The organism is Methylocystis sp. MJC1 (genome assembly GCF_026427715.1).
Classification (GTDB): domain Bacteria; phylum Pseudomonadota; class Alphaproteobacteria; order Rhizobiales; family Beijerinckiaceae; genus Methylocystis.
Map to the genome: position 1 here is coordinate 1,557,459 of NZ_CP107558.1, position 15,749 is coordinate 1,573,207.

The 15,749-nt window shown below is 59.4% G+C and carries 14 protein-coding genes; 7 read left to right on the forward strand and 7 right to left on the reverse strand.

Annotated elements, in window-relative coordinates:
- Positions 1-92: 92 nt before the first annotated feature.
- The 5 genes from mbnB (at position 93) to OGR47_RS07465 (ending at position 5,825) form a co-directional block, all read left to right on the forward strand.
- Positions 93-923 (forward strand): methanobactin biosynthesis protein MbnB, encoded by an 831-nt coding sequence (mbnB, locus tag OGR47_RS07445; protein WP_165056291.1) that lies wholly within the window; start codon positions 93-95, stop codon positions 921-923.
- Positions 895-1,482, forward strand: coding sequence for a methanobactin biosynthesis protein MbnC (mbnC, locus tag OGR47_RS07450; RefSeq protein WP_165056289.1), 588 nt, complete (start codon positions 895-897; stop codon positions 1,480-1,482). Before mbnB ends, mbnC begins: the two co-directional genes overlap by 29 nt.
- Positions 1,479-2,783 (forward strand): MATE family efflux transporter, encoded by a 1,305-nt coding sequence (gene mbnM, locus OGR47_RS07455; protein WP_165056288.1) that lies wholly within the window; start codon positions 1,479-1,481, stop codon positions 2,781-2,783. Before mbnC ends, mbnM begins: the two co-directional genes overlap by 4 nt.
- Before the next feature lie 3 nt (positions 2,784-2,786).
- A complete protein-coding gene (mbnF, locus tag OGR47_RS07460; protein ID WP_165056286.1) occupies positions 2,787-4,403 on the forward strand; it encodes a methanobactin biosynthesis FAD monooxygenase MbnF in 1,617 nt (538 codons plus the stop codon).
- A 429-nt stretch (positions 4,404-4,832) separates the two neighbouring features.
- Entirely contained in the window at positions 4,833-5,825 is a 993-nt protein-coding gene (locus OGR47_RS07465; protein WP_216697894.1) for an IS481 family transposase, read from the forward strand.
- Positions 5,826-6,215: 390 nt separating this feature from the next.
- Here the strand turns inward: OGR47_RS07465 and OGR47_RS07470 are convergent, their stop codons facing one another.
- The 3 genes from OGR47_RS07470 to OGR47_RS07480 are packed head-to-tail and all read right to left on the reverse strand — an operon-like array spanning position 6,216 to position 8,055.
- The gene (locus OGR47_RS07470) at positions 6,216-6,338 is read right to left on the reverse strand and encodes a hypothetical protein (RefSeq protein WP_256367650.1); all 123 of its coding nucleotides are present in this window, start codon (positions 6,336-6,338) and stop codon (positions 6,216-6,218) included.
- 5 nt (positions 6,339-6,343) lie between these two features.
- On the reverse strand, positions 6,344-7,366 hold the full coding sequence (locus tag OGR47_RS07475; RefSeq protein WP_246729840.1) for a methanobactin export MATE transporter MbnM: 1,023 nt from the start codon (positions 7,364-7,366) through the stop codon (positions 6,344-6,346).
- On the reverse strand, positions 7,363-8,055 hold the full coding sequence (locus OGR47_RS07480; RefSeq protein WP_253948096.1) for an MbnP family copper-binding protein: 693 nt from the start codon (positions 8,053-8,055) through the stop codon (positions 7,363-7,365). Before OGR47_RS07480 ends, OGR47_RS07475 begins: the two co-directional genes overlap by 4 nt.
- Before the next feature lie 98 nt (positions 8,056-8,153).
- Here OGR47_RS07480 and OGR47_RS07485 point away from each other — a divergent pair, with 98 nt between their 5' ends.
- Positions 8,154-8,291 (forward strand): hypothetical protein, encoded by a 138-nt coding sequence (locus OGR47_RS07485; protein WP_246729838.1) that lies wholly within the window; start codon positions 8,154-8,156, stop codon positions 8,289-8,291.
- 376 nt (positions 8,292-8,667) lie between these two features.
- Here the strand turns inward: OGR47_RS07485 and OGR47_RS07490 are convergent, their stop codons facing one another.
- From OGR47_RS07490 to OGR47_RS07505, 4 genes are all read right to left on the reverse strand, one after another.
- The gene (locus tag OGR47_RS07490; protein ID WP_246729837.1) at positions 8,668-9,120 is read right to left on the reverse strand and encodes an RNA polymerase sigma factor; all 453 of its coding nucleotides are present in this window, start codon (positions 9,118-9,120) and stop codon (positions 8,668-8,670) included.
- A 177-nt stretch (positions 9,121-9,297) separates the two neighbouring features.
- The gene (locus OGR47_RS07495) at positions 9,298-9,705 is read right to left on the reverse strand and encodes a hypothetical protein (protein WP_165055457.1); all 408 of its coding nucleotides are present in this window, start codon (positions 9,703-9,705) and stop codon (positions 9,298-9,300) included.
- A 390-nt stretch (positions 9,706-10,095) separates the two neighbouring features.
- Complete coding sequence (locus OGR47_RS07500; RefSeq protein ID WP_165055456.1) at positions 10,096-13,728, reverse strand: vitamin B12-dependent ribonucleotide reductase; 3,633 nt, start codon at positions 13,726-13,728, stop codon at positions 10,096-10,098.
- Positions 13,729-14,155: 427 nt separating this feature from the next.
- Positions 14,156-14,713 carry a hypothetical protein gene (locus OGR47_RS07505; RefSeq protein ID WP_165055455.1) on the reverse strand — a complete coding sequence of 186 codons (558 nt, stop codon included), beginning with the start codon at positions 14,711-14,713 and terminating at the stop codon, positions 14,156-14,158.
- A gap of 127 nt (positions 14,714-14,840) precedes the next feature.
- On the opposite strand from OGR47_RS07505, the gene OGR47_RS07510 reads away from it, so the two are divergent.
- A complete protein-coding gene (locus OGR47_RS07510) occupies positions 14,841-15,731 on the forward strand; it encodes a GNAT family N-acetyltransferase (RefSeq protein ID WP_165055454.1) in 891 nt (296 codons plus the stop codon).
- The last annotated feature ends 18 nt before the right edge of the window (positions 15,732-15,749 follow it).

Sequence of the window (15,749 nt, forward strand, 5' to 3'; positions counted from 1 at the left end):
GGTCTGAAGCTTCTGCGCCGCGCCCGGCTTGACCGGGCCGGCGCTCCGCGGCGCCGTTTTCCGGCGCCGCTTCTCTGGAGGCGGGTTTGGAAATGCAGATCGGATTCAATTTCACGCTGAATGGCACCCTCGAAATGGTTCAGCGCATGGTGAAGGAGCGCCAGATCGATTATTGCGAGTTGCTGATCGATAATTTTTTTCACTTTCCAGTTAAGGAGCTGGTAGACGCTTTCGATTGCCCGGTCGCATTTCACATTATGTTTTCGAAGCACCTCGAAAACGATACGGAGGCGCTACAGCAATTTGCCAAGAATGTGCGCACATTTATCGACGCAATGAATCCGGTTTACGTGTCGGATCATCTCTTGTGTTTCAGCCACAACGACAGGCGTCTGTTGCACCTTGCCGAAATTGACTACGGAGAATACGACTCGGTTCGACGGCGCGTCGAGTGGTGGCAGGATGCGCTCGGAACCCGACTCTATCTTGAGAATTATCCTTCGATCATGGAGGGCGGTTGGGAGGCACCCGCCTTCTACGAACGTCTTTGCAAGGATACTGGCGCCGGCGTTCTTTTCGACGCGTCGAATGCCATCGTCGCGAAGCATAATTGCGGCGCGCCTGTTGACTTATGGAAAGACGTCATCGCGAGCACTCGACATTTTCACGTCGCGGGCTACGGCCCGTCGTTCATCGAACCCAACGTGATCGTCGATACGCACGACCGCGAATTGGCGCCGGATACGATCGCTTTTCTGACTGATATGCGCGACGTCTTCGACAAACCTGGCGCAACAATCACCTACGAGCGCGATTTTGAGATCGATTACGATTCGATCTCCAGGGACCTCCAACGCCTTCACGATATTTTCCCTCGGACTCAGGAAAAAGCCCATGACATGCTTGTCACCAGCGCCAGCTAGGCTCGACGCGGATCTACTGGACGATTTCGCGAATCCCGAGCGACAAAGCGCGTACCCAAGAGAATCTAGAGCCTATGTCCGGGTTGATATCAGCATTCGCGCGTATTGGCATGCTTTGTTCGATCAGGTTCCGGAGCTCCTGGAACTCTCCGGTCCCGATGGGCGGGCGATATTCCTGCCGTTTATGGAATGGGCGCGCGCAAAGGGCGTAACATTCAACTGGGCCTTTTACCTCTGGGTCTATGGATGGCTGATGCAGTCAGGATTTCGTGACCGCCTTGGAAGGGATCTTCTCTTGAGAATGATGAGCGCAGCCGCGGGACGCTGGATCGGGGTCGATCGCGACACAGACCGCTGCGCGCTCGTAATCGGAAGCCCGATGCTTGAAGGCGCAGTCGTCGTGGGTTGGAAGCTCAAGAGCCTTCAAACAACCGTGATTCCAGTCGAGCGTCTTGATCTTGAAGAACCGCTTTCCAGTCCAGCCGGGCACTTCGGTTGTTTCTATGCGCCAAGCTTCGACCTCGACTATTTTCCCGGTTGGAAATCAATTCCGTTATGAGCAATAGGGACTTCTGGCGGGGCTATTGGTCTTTGCTTTTTGCGCTGGTCGCGGCGCAACTAACGCAGCAAGCCGACATCATCATGGTGAGCCACATGGGCGGCGCCGCGGTCGGAGCATATGCAGTGCTGATGCGGTTGGCTTTCGTGGATGTCGTCGCGATGATGGCGTTGAGCGCCGTTGCATCGACATCCGTTGTGAAGGCTCAGCGTGCCGGCCAGACGGCATGCGCGGTCAGCCAGATACGCACGCTCGCCGTGGGAGCTGGCGTGTGCTGCTCGATTTGCGGCCTTTTATTCTATCCGTGGTTCGGCGAGAGGCTTGTCGGTGACGAGAGGATTGCGTCATTCATCGAAGACGGCGTCTTCTGGTATTCCGTCGCCGCTCCCTTTCGATTTTTGAGCAATGTGTCGGCGTTTGTTCTTCATGCGGTGGGCCGTGGGTCGCTGGTCGTGAGATGGAAATTGATCGAGGCGGTCGCCAAGACGGCCGGAAACTATGTTTTCATGAACCTGCTTGGATTGGGATTTTCGGGGTGTTTCGTGAGCGGACTTATTGTCGTTTTCTGCTCAACAATCTGGTGCAACCAAGTTCTGGCCAGTTTTTGCAATAGCTGGATAGCTGTCCCTAAATGGAATTGGACGGCGCAATTCTTGCGCGCGACCGCTTGCGAAGCCCAGCGCCTGGCCTCTGTACAAATAGGCGTGTTGATCAGTTTCGCCTTGTTTGCAGCGCAATGGTCAAATCAACACGACATTTCACGCCTGAACTCCTATGCCGCAGGCCAGACGTTGATGCTTATCTTATTCACGCCGTTCATGGCGCTAATTAGATTTTTGTCGTTTAGACTCGCCGGATGGGATCGCAGTCAATATTTAGCGGTATTGCGTGTGGTTTGGGCGCCCGGCACTTTCATTGCCATCGGTTCGGCGATGCTCTTGTTTGAAAGCCAAGATTGGCTGGGGCGCCTATACGGCCAACAAGGCCCTTGGTGGGCGACTCTGGTCCAGGCGCTCGCAATTTCGCTGCCAATTCGATTTATTGCAAATGTCTTGAGAGCCATATTGCACGCGCACGGCGACTTCGGCGCGGTCGCGGCGGTCGATTCCACCGCGCTCTGGCTGATTGCTGTGCCCTTGGTTGGGCTTGGCCTTTATGCAGATTCGCCGATTCTGGCCTATTCGTCACTGGTATTTCCTGAGGCAGCGTGCGCAACATGCCTATGGTGTTGGCTTACGCCATCGGACGTCTCAGATATGGCCAAACGCTTTCATCCTCTGCCGCTATTCAGAAGGAGGTAGCCCATGGCGCCTCGACATGTATCCGTGCTGATTGTCGGCGCTGGTTATGCAGGACTGACGGCGGCCGCGATGCTGTCGCTGCGAAGAATTTCTTGTGTGCTTGTCGAAAAGAACAACTTCCTTTCGCGCCACCCAAGAGCTCATGGGCTCAATTTGCGCACGCTAGAATTATTGAGACAGATTCCCGGCCTCGAGGCGGATTTGCACCGCACAAGCCGCGCAGCCCCGGGGGATAACACGGTGCTGATCGCCGAAACGGTAGTAGGCCGGCCGATCAAAACAATTGATTGGCCAGGAGGCTTCGATACCCGCTCCCTTTCACCTGCGTCGTTGTGCAGCGCTGGGCAGGACAGGGTGGAACCGGTGTTGATGCGGTATGCGCTGTCACTGGGCGCCGAAATCAGATTTTCGACCGAGTTGGCGAGTTTCAGTCAGGACGACAAGGTCGTCCGCGCTGTCTTGCGTGACGCTCAAAGCGGCAATGAAACCGTTATTTTTGCGGATTATCTTATCGCCGGAGACGGAAGCGGAAGTTCAATCAGGAAAACGCTCGGCGTCGCGATGGAAGGGCCGGGCGTGTTGTCGCACGCAATATCGATCCTATTCGAGGCCGATCTGAGGAAGGTGATGGATGGCCGCGGCTTTTTGCTGTGCTACATTCGCAATCCAGAATTCAATGGCGCCTTCGTAAGCTGTGATGATCCCGATCGGGGTCAGCTCAACGTTGAATATGATCCCGCCCGAGAGAGCGCCGCCGACTACGATGCAGCGCGTTGTGAGCGTGTTGTGCGGGCTGCGCTGGGCCAGCCCGATCTCAATATCGGCATTCTCGATGTTCTGCCCTGGAAAATGTCGGCCGTCGTAGCCGAGCGCATGAAGATCGAGCGTGTCTTCCTGGTGGGCGACTCCGCTCACATCATGCCACCCGTCGGCGGCTTGGCGGGGCAGGCTGCAATTCAGGATGCCGCCGATCTCGCTTGGAAGCTTTCAATGGTGGTCGGGAACCAAGCTGGCGCCGCTCTCCTCGATACCTATGAGACCGAGAGACGTCCGATTGCGTGGCTTTCTATCATGCGGGCGAAAGAGAATTATGTCGAGCGGTTGCGGATTGACCGATCAGACCTTTCCGAGGCGCGCGGGCGATTGAGCTATCTCGAGGTTGCGATGAGCTATCGCTACCGCTCTGCCGCCATTTCGCTCGAAGAACCTGATGACGAACGGCTAACAGACGATGTTCGTAGCCCATCGTGCAAACCGGGATGCCGTCTTGCACATGTCCCCCTCGAGCGAAAAGGCGAATTGATTTCGACTCACGACCTTGTCGGCGACGGTTTTCTGGTGCTAGCGGGACCCGATGGCAAAATGTGGGTCGATGCAGCGCGCGCGATAGCGCAGCGCTCGCTCGCGCCGATCACGGCCTTTAGAGTTGACGGGGACATATTCGACGTGGATAACGCATTTCTCGCTCGTACCGGCCTCGGTCGCGACGGCGCATTGCTTGTTCGACCCGACGGCTTCGTCGCCTGGCGCTCGGCCTCAAGTCAAATCGACGCAGAAGGGCTAATGGCATGTGCAATGGCTCGAGCCTTGTTTGTGCCCGCGGAGAGGTTTTTGGCGTAGCCGTCACGTCTGATCTGGTTAGTGTGGGGAAGGGGCCTGAACGAGGCGATGGAAGTTCGAATGTGGCCTTGCTTGCCGTCTTATTCCGTGAGATTGGGGTCCGTTGCCCGTCATTTTTGGAGCTTAGGGCTGCGTCAAAACGTGCATCATGTGCCAGCGGACGACGCGTGTCAGAAGGATCGTCGTTCCAATTCTCGTCTGGCAAGATGACCTCGCCTCCTCGCCTCCTCGCGTCGTCAAAGTTGTAACGGAAATTGAGGCGAACGGTCTGCTCAGAAGAAAAGCCGAGTCTTACTTCTTGCTTGACGCCGTTGCGTCTCGGTTCGGCGCGGGGTCGGTTCCTTCCAAGATCATCCGGCGCCGACGCTCTAGATGTTTGATCCCAGGATTTGATGGTGCAATCTTTTCCAGCGAATGGAAGGATGCGCTATGGGCCAGGTTCTCCACGGGAGCGCCCGCACGACTGAGGCGGTGCGTCGAGCGATACAACATAGTCAAGAGAGCCTGAGAGCTCTCGCCAAGCGGTATGGCGTCAACCAGAAGACGATCGCCAAGTGGAAGAAGCGGGCGTCGGTTTGCGACGAGCGCACGGGGCCTAAAGAGCCCAGATCCACGGTTCTCACGATCGAGGAGGAGGCGATCATTGTCGCCTTCCGCCGTCACACATTGCTGCCCTTGGACGACTGCCTCTATGCCCTCCAGGCGACTATTCCCCACCTGACGCGATCGTCGCTGCATCGCTGTCTTCAGCGCCACGGCATCTCACGGTTGCCGAGCGTCGAGGGCGAGGTCTCCGCCAAGCGGAAGTTCAAAGCCTATCCGATTGGCTATTTCCATATCGACATCGCCGAAGTGCGCACGGCCGAAGGCAAGCTCTACATGTTCGTGGCGATCGACCGAACGTCGAAATTCGCTTTCGTCGAACTGCATGAGAAGGCCACGACGCGGATCGCCGCCGACTTCCTGTTCGCGTTGATCAAAGCCGTTCCCTATAAAATCCACACGGTGCTCACGGATAATGGAACGCACTTTACTGATCCCCGCGGCGAGACCTGGACCCCTGCGGAAATCAAGCAAATGCTGGCGGAGGGGCGACCCTTCAGGGCGCATGCGTTTGAGTTCGCCTGCGCCCGCGCCGATATCGATCATCGCCTGACCAAGCCCAAGCATCCTTGGACCAATGGCCAGGTTGAGCGCATGAACCGCACGATCAAGGAAGCGACGGTTAAGCGCTACTTCTATGAAACGCACGCAGAGCTGCGAACGCATCTCGACCACTTCGTCACCGCATACAATTTCGCCCGCCGCTTGAAGACCCTCAAAGGCCTCACGCCGTACGAATTCATCTGCAAACTCTGGACGAAAGAGCCAGACAGATTCATACTCGATCCGCTCCATCAGATGCCGGGACTAAACATCTAAACGATCATGCGCTTTCTGCAACAGGTCTGGAGGAAAAGATTCCTGCGACACGCTTATCCGGTCGCAAGCGGCAAGGGCAGCCTCGCGGTCCCGTGCAGGGCCTGGGGCGAAGCAGGTCTGCCAATCCGTTTGAATGAGGCTTTCCCCGGGCCGCGCCTGGGAGTCCGAAAGCTGCGCAAGAGCAGCCAGAGGCCAGATAATGTTCGAGCAAATAGCAGCGGTAGCCAACAAGCCAAATGAAACCGGCGGCGAGGCGGCTTTTTCTCGGGAGTCTCTTATATGCCGCTTCGCAAGGGTCATAGTGATTCACTCTGTGCCATTAACAAACAACGCCCCCGCGCGTTGCTTTGGTGGAAGTAGGCGACACCTCGATGAGGCGTCGACCAATTGCTAATTCGCCGCTGCTTTATTCCATGGATCCGAGAATCTCGCGGAGGTGAGAAGCGTGTCGTCTGTGAGGGTTTTCAGGAACGCCACGAGATCGGCCTTTTCCTGTGGCGTCAGGTCGATCATGACGATCAGACCGCTTTTGAGCGGGCTGGCTTGTCCTTCGCCAGCGTTGCGCCCCTTCTCGATCTTGCGGCCCCCCTGCGAATAGATTTCGATGACGTCTTCCAGTGTCGCGACGGTCCCGTCGTGCATGTAAGGCCCGTCAAAGCGATATTCCGCAGGCTGGGCGCACGAAACTTGCCCATGTCATCAGGATCGGCGGTTATATCGAAGAGACCTCGGTTCGGATCGGGATAGCCGCCCTTGCCGTCGATGTTGTAGAGCCCGGTGTTGTGGAACGGCGTCTCAGCCTCGCGCGTCTTCACGTGAACAAACTGATCATTGAAATTCACGCTGCCGTGGCAGTGGTGACACTCCGCCTTCTCACCAAAATAGAGATCATGCCCCCGTTGCTCGGCCTCGCTCAACTTGAGTCTGCCTTGCAGATATTGATCGTAACGGCTGTTGAACGACACGACTCCGCGCTCGAATGCTGAAATCGCCTTGACGATCGTCTCCAGAGAGATGGGATCAGCCTTTTCGGGAAACGCCTCCTTGAACCATTTCCGATAATCGGAATCGGCGCGAAAACGGGCAAGGATCTCGTTCTTATTCGCGTCATTCACGCCCATTTCGATCGGCCGCTCCCCCAACAACGGGTTCGTCATCTGCCGCTCGAGGGTCACCAGCGCCGGATTGGCCCAGGTCAATGTGCCATGCCAACCGGAGTTCACAATCGAGGGAGCGTTGCGTGGCGTATTCTCGCCGGTTGAGCCGACACTGAGCGCTCGCCCGTCAGTGAAGGCGCGCTCCTGCAGGTGGCAGGAGCTGCACGAAATTGTCCCGTTCCCAGACAAGCGCTTGTCGTAGAACAGGCGCCGACCGAGCTGAAACTTTTCCTCCGACATCGGATTGTCGGCTGGGACGCGCGGCGGCGGAACATAATTGGGCAGGTCCCATTGCCAGCCGGATTGTTTGGCTGGCTCGGCCGCCCCGGGTGACGCGGCGGCGAGACTCAGCACGGCAATCGCGAAAAGCCGCCCGCGCCTCATTGCTTGCCTCCCGCCACCTTCGCCGGGTCCGTCTTGAAGACCGGGGAGACGCCTGGCTTCGTTTGCTTGACGGCCTCGCCAGTGGCCCCTTCGGTCCCCGTGAGATTGAGGCCGAGCGCGGCGAAAATCGCGGGGCATTCCGGATCATCGAGCCCGCTCATGCAGCCGACCGCACCACCCTTATCGGCGAGAAGATCGCTGCTTTCGAAGAGTCGAGCGAGGTCGAACTCGACGCGCTGCGTTTTCGGGTCGAAATGGTCGAAGGCCACAGTGAAACGATTCTCGTGCGCACAGGAAACGATTTCGCCCGTGGCCGGATTGCCCTTGCAGCCAGTCGAGCCGAGATGGACCATCCAGGTCCTCGTCTTGGAGCCGTCAGGTTTGATTATGGGAGAAGGCGGGTCAACTTCGATCGTCAAAAATCTGCGGCCCGCCTGCCAATTCCAGGCCATACCGGCGATATCGAGAGGCGGCGGCACGGTCTCGACGTTGGAATGGTTGATAGGGACGGGCTTGCCGTCGACAATCGTCTCGACAGGCGCGCCGACAGAGAATTCGAGGCCGACATAAGCGCGCCGCGGCGCCGTTCCGGAAATTGTTGTGTTCTTTGCGGGATTTCCCTCCGTGCAAGGGCGTTGCCGCCGCGCGGGTCTTTGAAATCGAGCAAGGCGACATCGCCGTACTGCCATTCATTTTGCGTCAGAGCGACGGGCGTGCGTGTGCGCTTGGCGTCGACGAGCTTGACGTCGTAAACGTAAAAGCGCGCCTCACGGAGCTTGGCCTGCAAATGGCCGCCGCCGAGATTGGCAAGCGGTGCCCCACAGCCGACTTCCTTCCCGTCCGCCATCAATCCGAAGGTGATGGCGACGGGCTGATCTTTCGCCGCGGCCTCTTCGACGCCGCCGAGCGCCGCGAGTATGAATAGCAACCAAAACATAGTCCTTTGAAACAATCCCAGCGTCGCTTCGATCCTCGTTCGCAGACCGGAAAGACCCACGCGCGCTTGACCCTTCCCATGCATCATAGGTGGAGAACGGCGTAAATCTCCGTTAACAACCTCGGTATGTCACCATCGACGCTAACGGCGCTCCAGCGACGCGAGACACCCAGGGCGGATTAACGGCGAGACACCCATCAACCCGAATTCAGCAGCTATGCTCGGCCTTCCCCAAGTCGATTGCCGCAGTCCCAAGATGATCTTTAGAACGATTGGCTGCTCCCTCTTGGGAGGACGCAGTAAGTCGAAAAAGCGGAACCTCGTCGAAGTGATTTTTCCGGATGTGCTCCACGGGGCCCGAGATTCACTCCAAAGAATTCCTGAGCGCGGCGCGACAAGTCCGGAAAGCAAGGCTGATGTGTTTGCGCACCATCCTGTCCGAGATGTCGAGCTTCCGCGCAATCTCCTGAAGAGGAACGTCTTCGTAGATATGAAGTTTGAAAGCTTCGCGGCATCGCGGCGGTAGAGAGCTTACAGCCATGTCAAGTAGGCGGGATTTGCGTTCATAGTCCAAACGTTCGTCGAGAGACGCCTCTGCGGAGGGCGCTTCAACCAGATACTCGCCAAATTGAATATAGCTAGCTTCGGTTTTGCGACGGCGCGCAAAATCACGCGCCAAATTAGCCGCTATCGTCTTCAGGAACGCCGGCGGATCATTGATCCTCTCCGGCTTTTCTAGTCGAACGATCCGTACGAACGCTTCTTGAAGAAGGTCCGGCGCATCGGCGGAGCCGACTTTTCGTATGAGGTAGCGCAAAAGGTCTCCTTGGCTAGAAAGGAAGACGTCGCGGAGCGAATAAGTTTCTCCAATAGGGGCACGCGGCCGGCTGCCGCTAGATGAAAACGTTGAAAACACGTTGCTTCTCCCTTGACGGCGCTACAGGCCGCTCGACCGAAACATATCTACGCAGCCTCTCTGGCCGCGTTCGGTTGATCAGGAGAAGAAAGGCGGAGCGCGAGATGACCAGCTATTCAACCTACCTGAGATAGGCCTAGCTTCGTCGAAGGCTCCGGGAAAAATGACTTGCTTTTCCGGGAGCAAGTCCAAGATGGCGAGGAAAGTGACGGCGAGCGCCAGAACAGGCACGACGCGGGCGCCCACCAGGCAATGCTCGCAGCATTTGGAGTGATTGCAGTCGTCATGCGCCGGGCCGTCGTTGTCGCCGTTGAGGCTGCACAGGACGGCGGCTTCGAAGGATGCATGATAACCGCCCACGCCGGAAAGCTTTGTTGCACCGGCGAACGACGCGAGTTGAAACAGGAATACAGATACGATGACGCCAACGACAAAACTCCGTCGAAAGCTGCCAAAATATATCTGTCCCGACTCCATGGCGCTCAAAGATGGCCGAAATCTCCAGCGTGTCAAGTGCCATGGTCGCGCTTGCCAGACCCTATGGGGGCATAGGCGCTAGGATAAGGGGTGGACAGAGGGAATCGTGTGATGAGCGTGCTGGGACTCGAACCCAGGACCCCCAAATTAAAAGTCAGTTGCTCTGTGCGCGAGCGCGTCGCCGCTACGGCCCTGTCAGGATTGGTTGCGGCATCCGTCGTCGAAGATCAAGCGGTGACGTCCGTGGTAGCTAGGTGAGCCGCGCTTAATCCTTCTGTAACTGTTTGAAAATAAATGCGATGTCAGGGTCGCCATACGATTCGTTGGGCCTGTCAAGTGACAGACCCAAGCCGGATTTGGTGACAAGGTATGGTTGCCGTTACATAAAGTGTTAGTCTTTCACGAGCACCCCGTCGTGCTGCCGCAGGTCTCGCACTTCAGGCACGTCCCGTTGCGCACCAAGGTAAAATTTGCGCATTCGGGGCAGGCCTCGCCGACATAGCCCTTCATCCGCGCCTCGGCGCGTTTTTCCGCCATGCCCTGCACGGATTTCGTCGGCTCCGTCCAACCGAGTTGCGAGAGCGGCTCGGCGGCTTCCTCGCGCGTCACTTCCGGCGTTTCGCGCAGCGCCACGGCGCCGCCGTGGACCACCATCAGCTTGTCGGTCTTGGAGCGCAGTAGGCCGCGCGAGACGATGGCGCTTGTCTCGGGCGCCTTGCCTTCGTGCTCGCCGCGGCCCAGCACGTCATGGCCGATGTCGTCGGGCGAGACATGGGCGAGATCGTTGCGGCCGAGATAAGAGACAGCAAGCTCGCGGAACACATAGTCGAGGATCGACGTCGCGTTCTTGATCGCGTCATTGCCCTGCACTGGGCCCGCGGGCTCGAAGCGGGTGAAGGTGAAGGCGTCGACATATTCTTCGAGCGGCACGCCATATTGCAGGCCGAGCGAGATCGCGATGGCGAAATTGTTCATCAAGCTGCGGAAGGCCGCGCCTTCCTTGTGCATGTCGATGAAGATTTCGCCGATGCGCCCGTCGGCATATTCGCCGGTGCGCAGATAGACCTTATGGCCGCCGACGGCCGCCTTCTGCGTATAGCCCTTGCGGCGATCGGGGAGCTTCTCGCGCTCGCGCACCAATTGATGGATGACGCGCTCGACGATGCGCTCGGCGACATTGGCGGCGCGCGCCGGCATGTTTTGCGCAATGAGCTCCTCGACCTTGTCGTCCTCTTCGTCCTCGCCCTGGATGAGCTGGGCCGACAAGGGCTGCGAGAGCTTGGAGCCGTCACGATAGAGCGCATTGGCCTTGAGGCCGAGACGCCAGGACAGCAAGTAAGCCTGCTCGCAATCCTCGATCGTCGCGTCATTCGGCATATTGATGGTCTTGGAGATCGCGCCCGAGATGAAGGGCTGCGCCGCCGCCATCATGCGGATATGCGAGTCGACCGAGAGATAGCGCTTGCCGGTGCGGCCGCAGGGATTGGCGCAATCGAAGACGGCGTAATGCTCAGCCTTAAGGAAAGGCGCGCCCTCCAATGTCATGGCGCCGCAGGCGTGAATATTCGCCGCCTCGATCTCCTGTTTCGAGAAGCCGAGATGGGTGAGCAGATCGAAGTTTTTGTCCTCGAGCTGCTCAGGGCTGACCTTCAACACGCCTGTGAGGAAATCCTGACCCAGCGTCCATTTGTTGAAGACGAATTTGATGTCGAAAGCGCTCGGAAGGGCGGCTTCGATCGCCGCGATCTTCTCATCGGTGAAGGCGCGCGCGCGCAGCGAAGCGGTGTTGATCGCCGGCGCATTGGCGAGCGAGGCGTGGCCGACGGCATAGGCCTCGATCTCGGCGATCTCGCTTTCGCGATAGCCGAGCGCGCGCAGACCCTCCGGCACGGCGCGATTGACGATCTTGAGATAGCCGCCGCCTGCGAGCTTCTTGAATTTCACCAGCGCGAAATCGGGCTCGATGCCAGTGGTGTCGCAATCCATGACGAGGCCGATCGTGCCCGTGGGCGCGACGACGCTGACCTGCGCATTGCGATAGCCGTAGAGCTCGCCCTGCGCCAGCGCCTTGTCCCAGGCCGCCGCCGCATGTTCGGCGAGCCGCGCGTCGGGGCAGGAGGCGATGTCGAGCGGCACAGGATTGACGGAGAGGCCCTCATAGCCAGCGCGCTCGCCATGCGCGGCGCGGCGATGGTTGCGGATGACGTGCAGCATCGCCTCGCGGTTTTCCATGAAGCGCACGAAGGGGCCGCGCTCCTTCGCCATTTCGGCGGAGGTGGCGTAGCAGACGCCCGTCATGATCGCTGAAAGCGCGCCGGTGATCGCGCGGCCGGCCTCGCTGTCGTAAGCGACGCCGGAGGACATCAGCAGGCCGCCGATATTGGCGAAGCCGAGGCCCAGCGTGCGATACTCATAGGAAAGCTGTGCGATTTCCTTGGAGGGGAACTGCGCCATCAGCACCGAGATCTCGAGCACGACGGTCCACAGGCGCACGGCGTGCTCATAGGACTCGACGTCGATGCGCTTGGTCGTCGGATCGCGGAACTGCAGCAGGTTCAGCGAGGCGAGGTTACACGCCGTGTCGTCGAGGAACATATATTCCGAGCACGGATTGGAGGCGCGGATTTCGCCGCCGGCCGGGCAGGTGTGCCAGTCGTTGATCGTGGTGTGGAACTGGATGCCCGGATCGGCCGACGCCCAGGCGGCATAGCCGATCTTCTCCCACAGATCGCGGGCTTTGAGCGTCTTCGCAACCTTGCCGTCGAGGCGCTTGATGAGCGACCAATCGCCGTCGTTCTCGACAGCATGCAGGAACTCATCCGTCACGCGCACCGAGTTGTTGGAGTTCTGGCCGGAGACGGTCAGATAGGCCTCGCTGTCCCAATCCGTGTCATAGGTGTCGAAGGAAATATCCTTGTAGCCCTGCTTGGCGAATTGGATGACGCGCTTGATGTAGTTGTCCGCAACATCGTTCTTGCGGGCGAGCTTGATCTCGCGCTTGAGCGCCGGGTTCTTCTCCGGATTGAAGCAGTCGTCGCCCGAGCCCTCGCAATTCACGCAGGCGCGCAGGATGGCTTTGAGATGCTTCTTGACGATCTTGGAGCCGGTGACGAGCGAGGCGACCTTCTCCTCCTCCTTCACCTTCCAGCCGACGAAGGCCTCGATGTCGGGATGGTCGATGTCGACGACGACCATCTTCGCCGCGCGGCGCGTGGTGCCGCCCGATTTGATGGCGCCTGCCGCGCGGTCGCCGATCTTGAGGAAGGACATTAGGCCCGAAGAGGAGCCGCCGCCCGAGAGCTTTTCCTTCTCGCCGCGCAGCTTCGAGAAATTGCTGCCGGTGCCGGAGCCATATTTGAACAGGCGCGCCTCGCGCACCCAGAGATCCATGATGCCGCCGTCGTTGACGAGATCGTCCTCGATCGACTGGATGAAGCAGGCGTGCGGCTGCGGATGCTCATAGGCCGACTTCGACTTCACCATCTTGCCATTGGCGAAATCGACGTAGAAATGTCCCTGGCTCGGCCCGTCTATGCCATAGGCCCAATGCAGGCCGGTGTTGAACCATTGCGGCGAATTGGGCGCCGCCATCTGCATGGCGAGCATGTAGCGCAGCTCGTCCATGAAGGCTTGGGCGTCTTCCTCGGCGTCGAAATAGCCGCCCTTCCAGCCCCAATAGGCCCAGGCGCCGGCGAGCCGGTCGAAGACCTGCTTGGCCGAAATTTCGGAGACGTAGCGCTGATCCTTGGGGAGCGCGGAGAGCGCCTCCGTATCGGCGACGGAGCGCCACAGAAAGGAGGGGATGGAGGTCTCCTCGACTTTCTTCAACCGCGCGGGCGCGCCCGCCTTGCGGAAATATTTCTGCGCGAGCACGTCCGAGGCGACCTGGCTCCATTGAGCCGGGACCTCGATGCCGTCGAGCGAGAACACCACGGACCCGTCGGGATTGCGGATCTCGCTTTTCGTCGTGCGGAACTCGATAGACGCGTAAGGAGACTCGCCCGCCGTGGTGTGACGCCGCTCGATTTTCATGTTCTTCAATCTCCATCAGGCGCGAGGCCGCGGTCGCGCGCAGCCGTTCGCCGGCCCGCGACGTAAATGTCCGCCAATACGAACTCTGTAGAGGCGCGCCGTCGCCCGCGGTCGAATCGGCCCGCGAGGCTGGAACGCCGGATACGAGGATTACGCTCAAGCATAATGACGACATCCGGAGGGAGCCGGACACAGCTACACGTTGGGGAGAACGCTCGCCGTGACGTCATGATCTTGTGCCTCCACACTGCGCGAGTCTGAAGATGTCGTCAAGATATTGTGGCAGATATTAACAGGGAGACAACATGTGGACAAATCGGTGAATTCTGGGGATAAATCCAGAGGCAAGGCCTAAAATGTCGGCGCTTGCCCTTCATTGCTTCGTCGCTTTGCTCCTCGCAATGACGGTTGTTCCCAATACGGCAGGCTATTTACACCGTGCCGCCGGCGCGGGCTTCAGCAGAAAGGCGTGGTTCTCGGCGTTGGCGGGGCTGAGGTAGAGGTAGGTTCCGCGCGCCTCGGGGCCCGGGAGCTCCAGCCGCTCGCGGATTGTGAGCATCAATCCTTCGGGCTTCTGCTCCAGCGTGAAAGAGCCCGAGTCATTGAACGAGACGCGGCAGGCGCGCACGCCGTCTTCCTTGCTTTTGCAGAGCGCCGTTTTCTGTGCGGAGAGCGCGGCGTTGCAGACGAGGCCGGTCCGCTCCCAAAAACAGGCGCCGATGGTGCCGAAGGCGGTTTGGCCGGACCACATCACGAGCATGGCGTCAGCGAGGATGTGCTGCGTTTCGCCGGGCGTCTCGGGCACGGAAGTTTTCACGACCGAAAGGGTGGCTTTGCCGACGATCTGCCCGCGGTGCGCCGCGAGCCAGGCGGAGTCGTAGACGCGTTCGTAGCAGCCCGCGAGCGGAACGATCTCCTCCGCGCAGGACGGCGCGGCAAGCGCGATCGACGCCGCCAGGAAAAGCGCTCCCCGCCCAAAAATCATCCTTTGCCTCCGGAGCTTTGCGGGCGAAACTAGAGCCTGGCAGGCCTTGTGTCACCAATTCGCACGTCACAAAAGCTTTGTGGAATCGTGATGAGAAAATCGTGTAGTCGCGGGGGAATTATCGCGGATGTGGACCAGCCACGCGGATATTGGGCGGACGATCGCCGCTCTGACCAATCTTCAGCCGCCGTCGCCGCAGAAAAAGACCATTGTAGAAACGCTCGGCCGCATGGGCTCGCTCGAAGCGCGGCTTGCGCGCGGCAAGGGCGAGATCCGCAAAGCGCAGCGCCTGCGTTACGAGGTCTTCTATAAGGAAGGCGGCGCGATCCCGGACGCCAAGACCGCTTTCATGCGCCGCGACGCCGACAAATTCGACAAATATTGCGATCATCTCATCGTGATCGACCACGCCTGGACGAACAAGCGCGGCAAGGTGAAGCCGAAGATCGTCGGCGCGTATCGGTTGCTGCGCGGCGATATGGCGCAAAAGGCCGGCGGCTTTTACTCGGCGGGCGAATATGACATCGCGCCATTGCTCGCGCGTCATGCCGGCAAGCGCATTCTGGAGCTCGGACGCTCCTGCGTGCGCGAGTCGCATCGCAGCAAGCGCACGATCGAGCTCTTGTGGCGTGGCCTTCTGGCCTATGTTCGCGCGCATCAGATCGACGTGATGATCGGTTGCGCCAGCTTTCCGGGCGTGAGCCCGCTCGCTCATGCCCAGGCGCTGAGCTATCTCGCCCATTACGCCGGCGCGCAGGGCGAGTGGCGGGTGAAGGCGAAGACCGATCTTTATGTGCCCATGGCCATGGCGCCGAAGGACAGCCTCGACGCCAAGGCGGCGCGCGAGGCGCTCTCGCCGCTGATCAAGGGCTATCTGCGCCTCGGCGCGCGCTTCGGCGACGGCGCAGTTGTGGACCTCAAATTCAATACGACGGATGTCTTCGTGGTGATGCCGGTCGCGGAGATCGGCGCGCGCTACATCGAATATTTCGGCGGAGGCGAACGCCGCGCGGCGTGAGGCTTTCCGCCGGCAGCG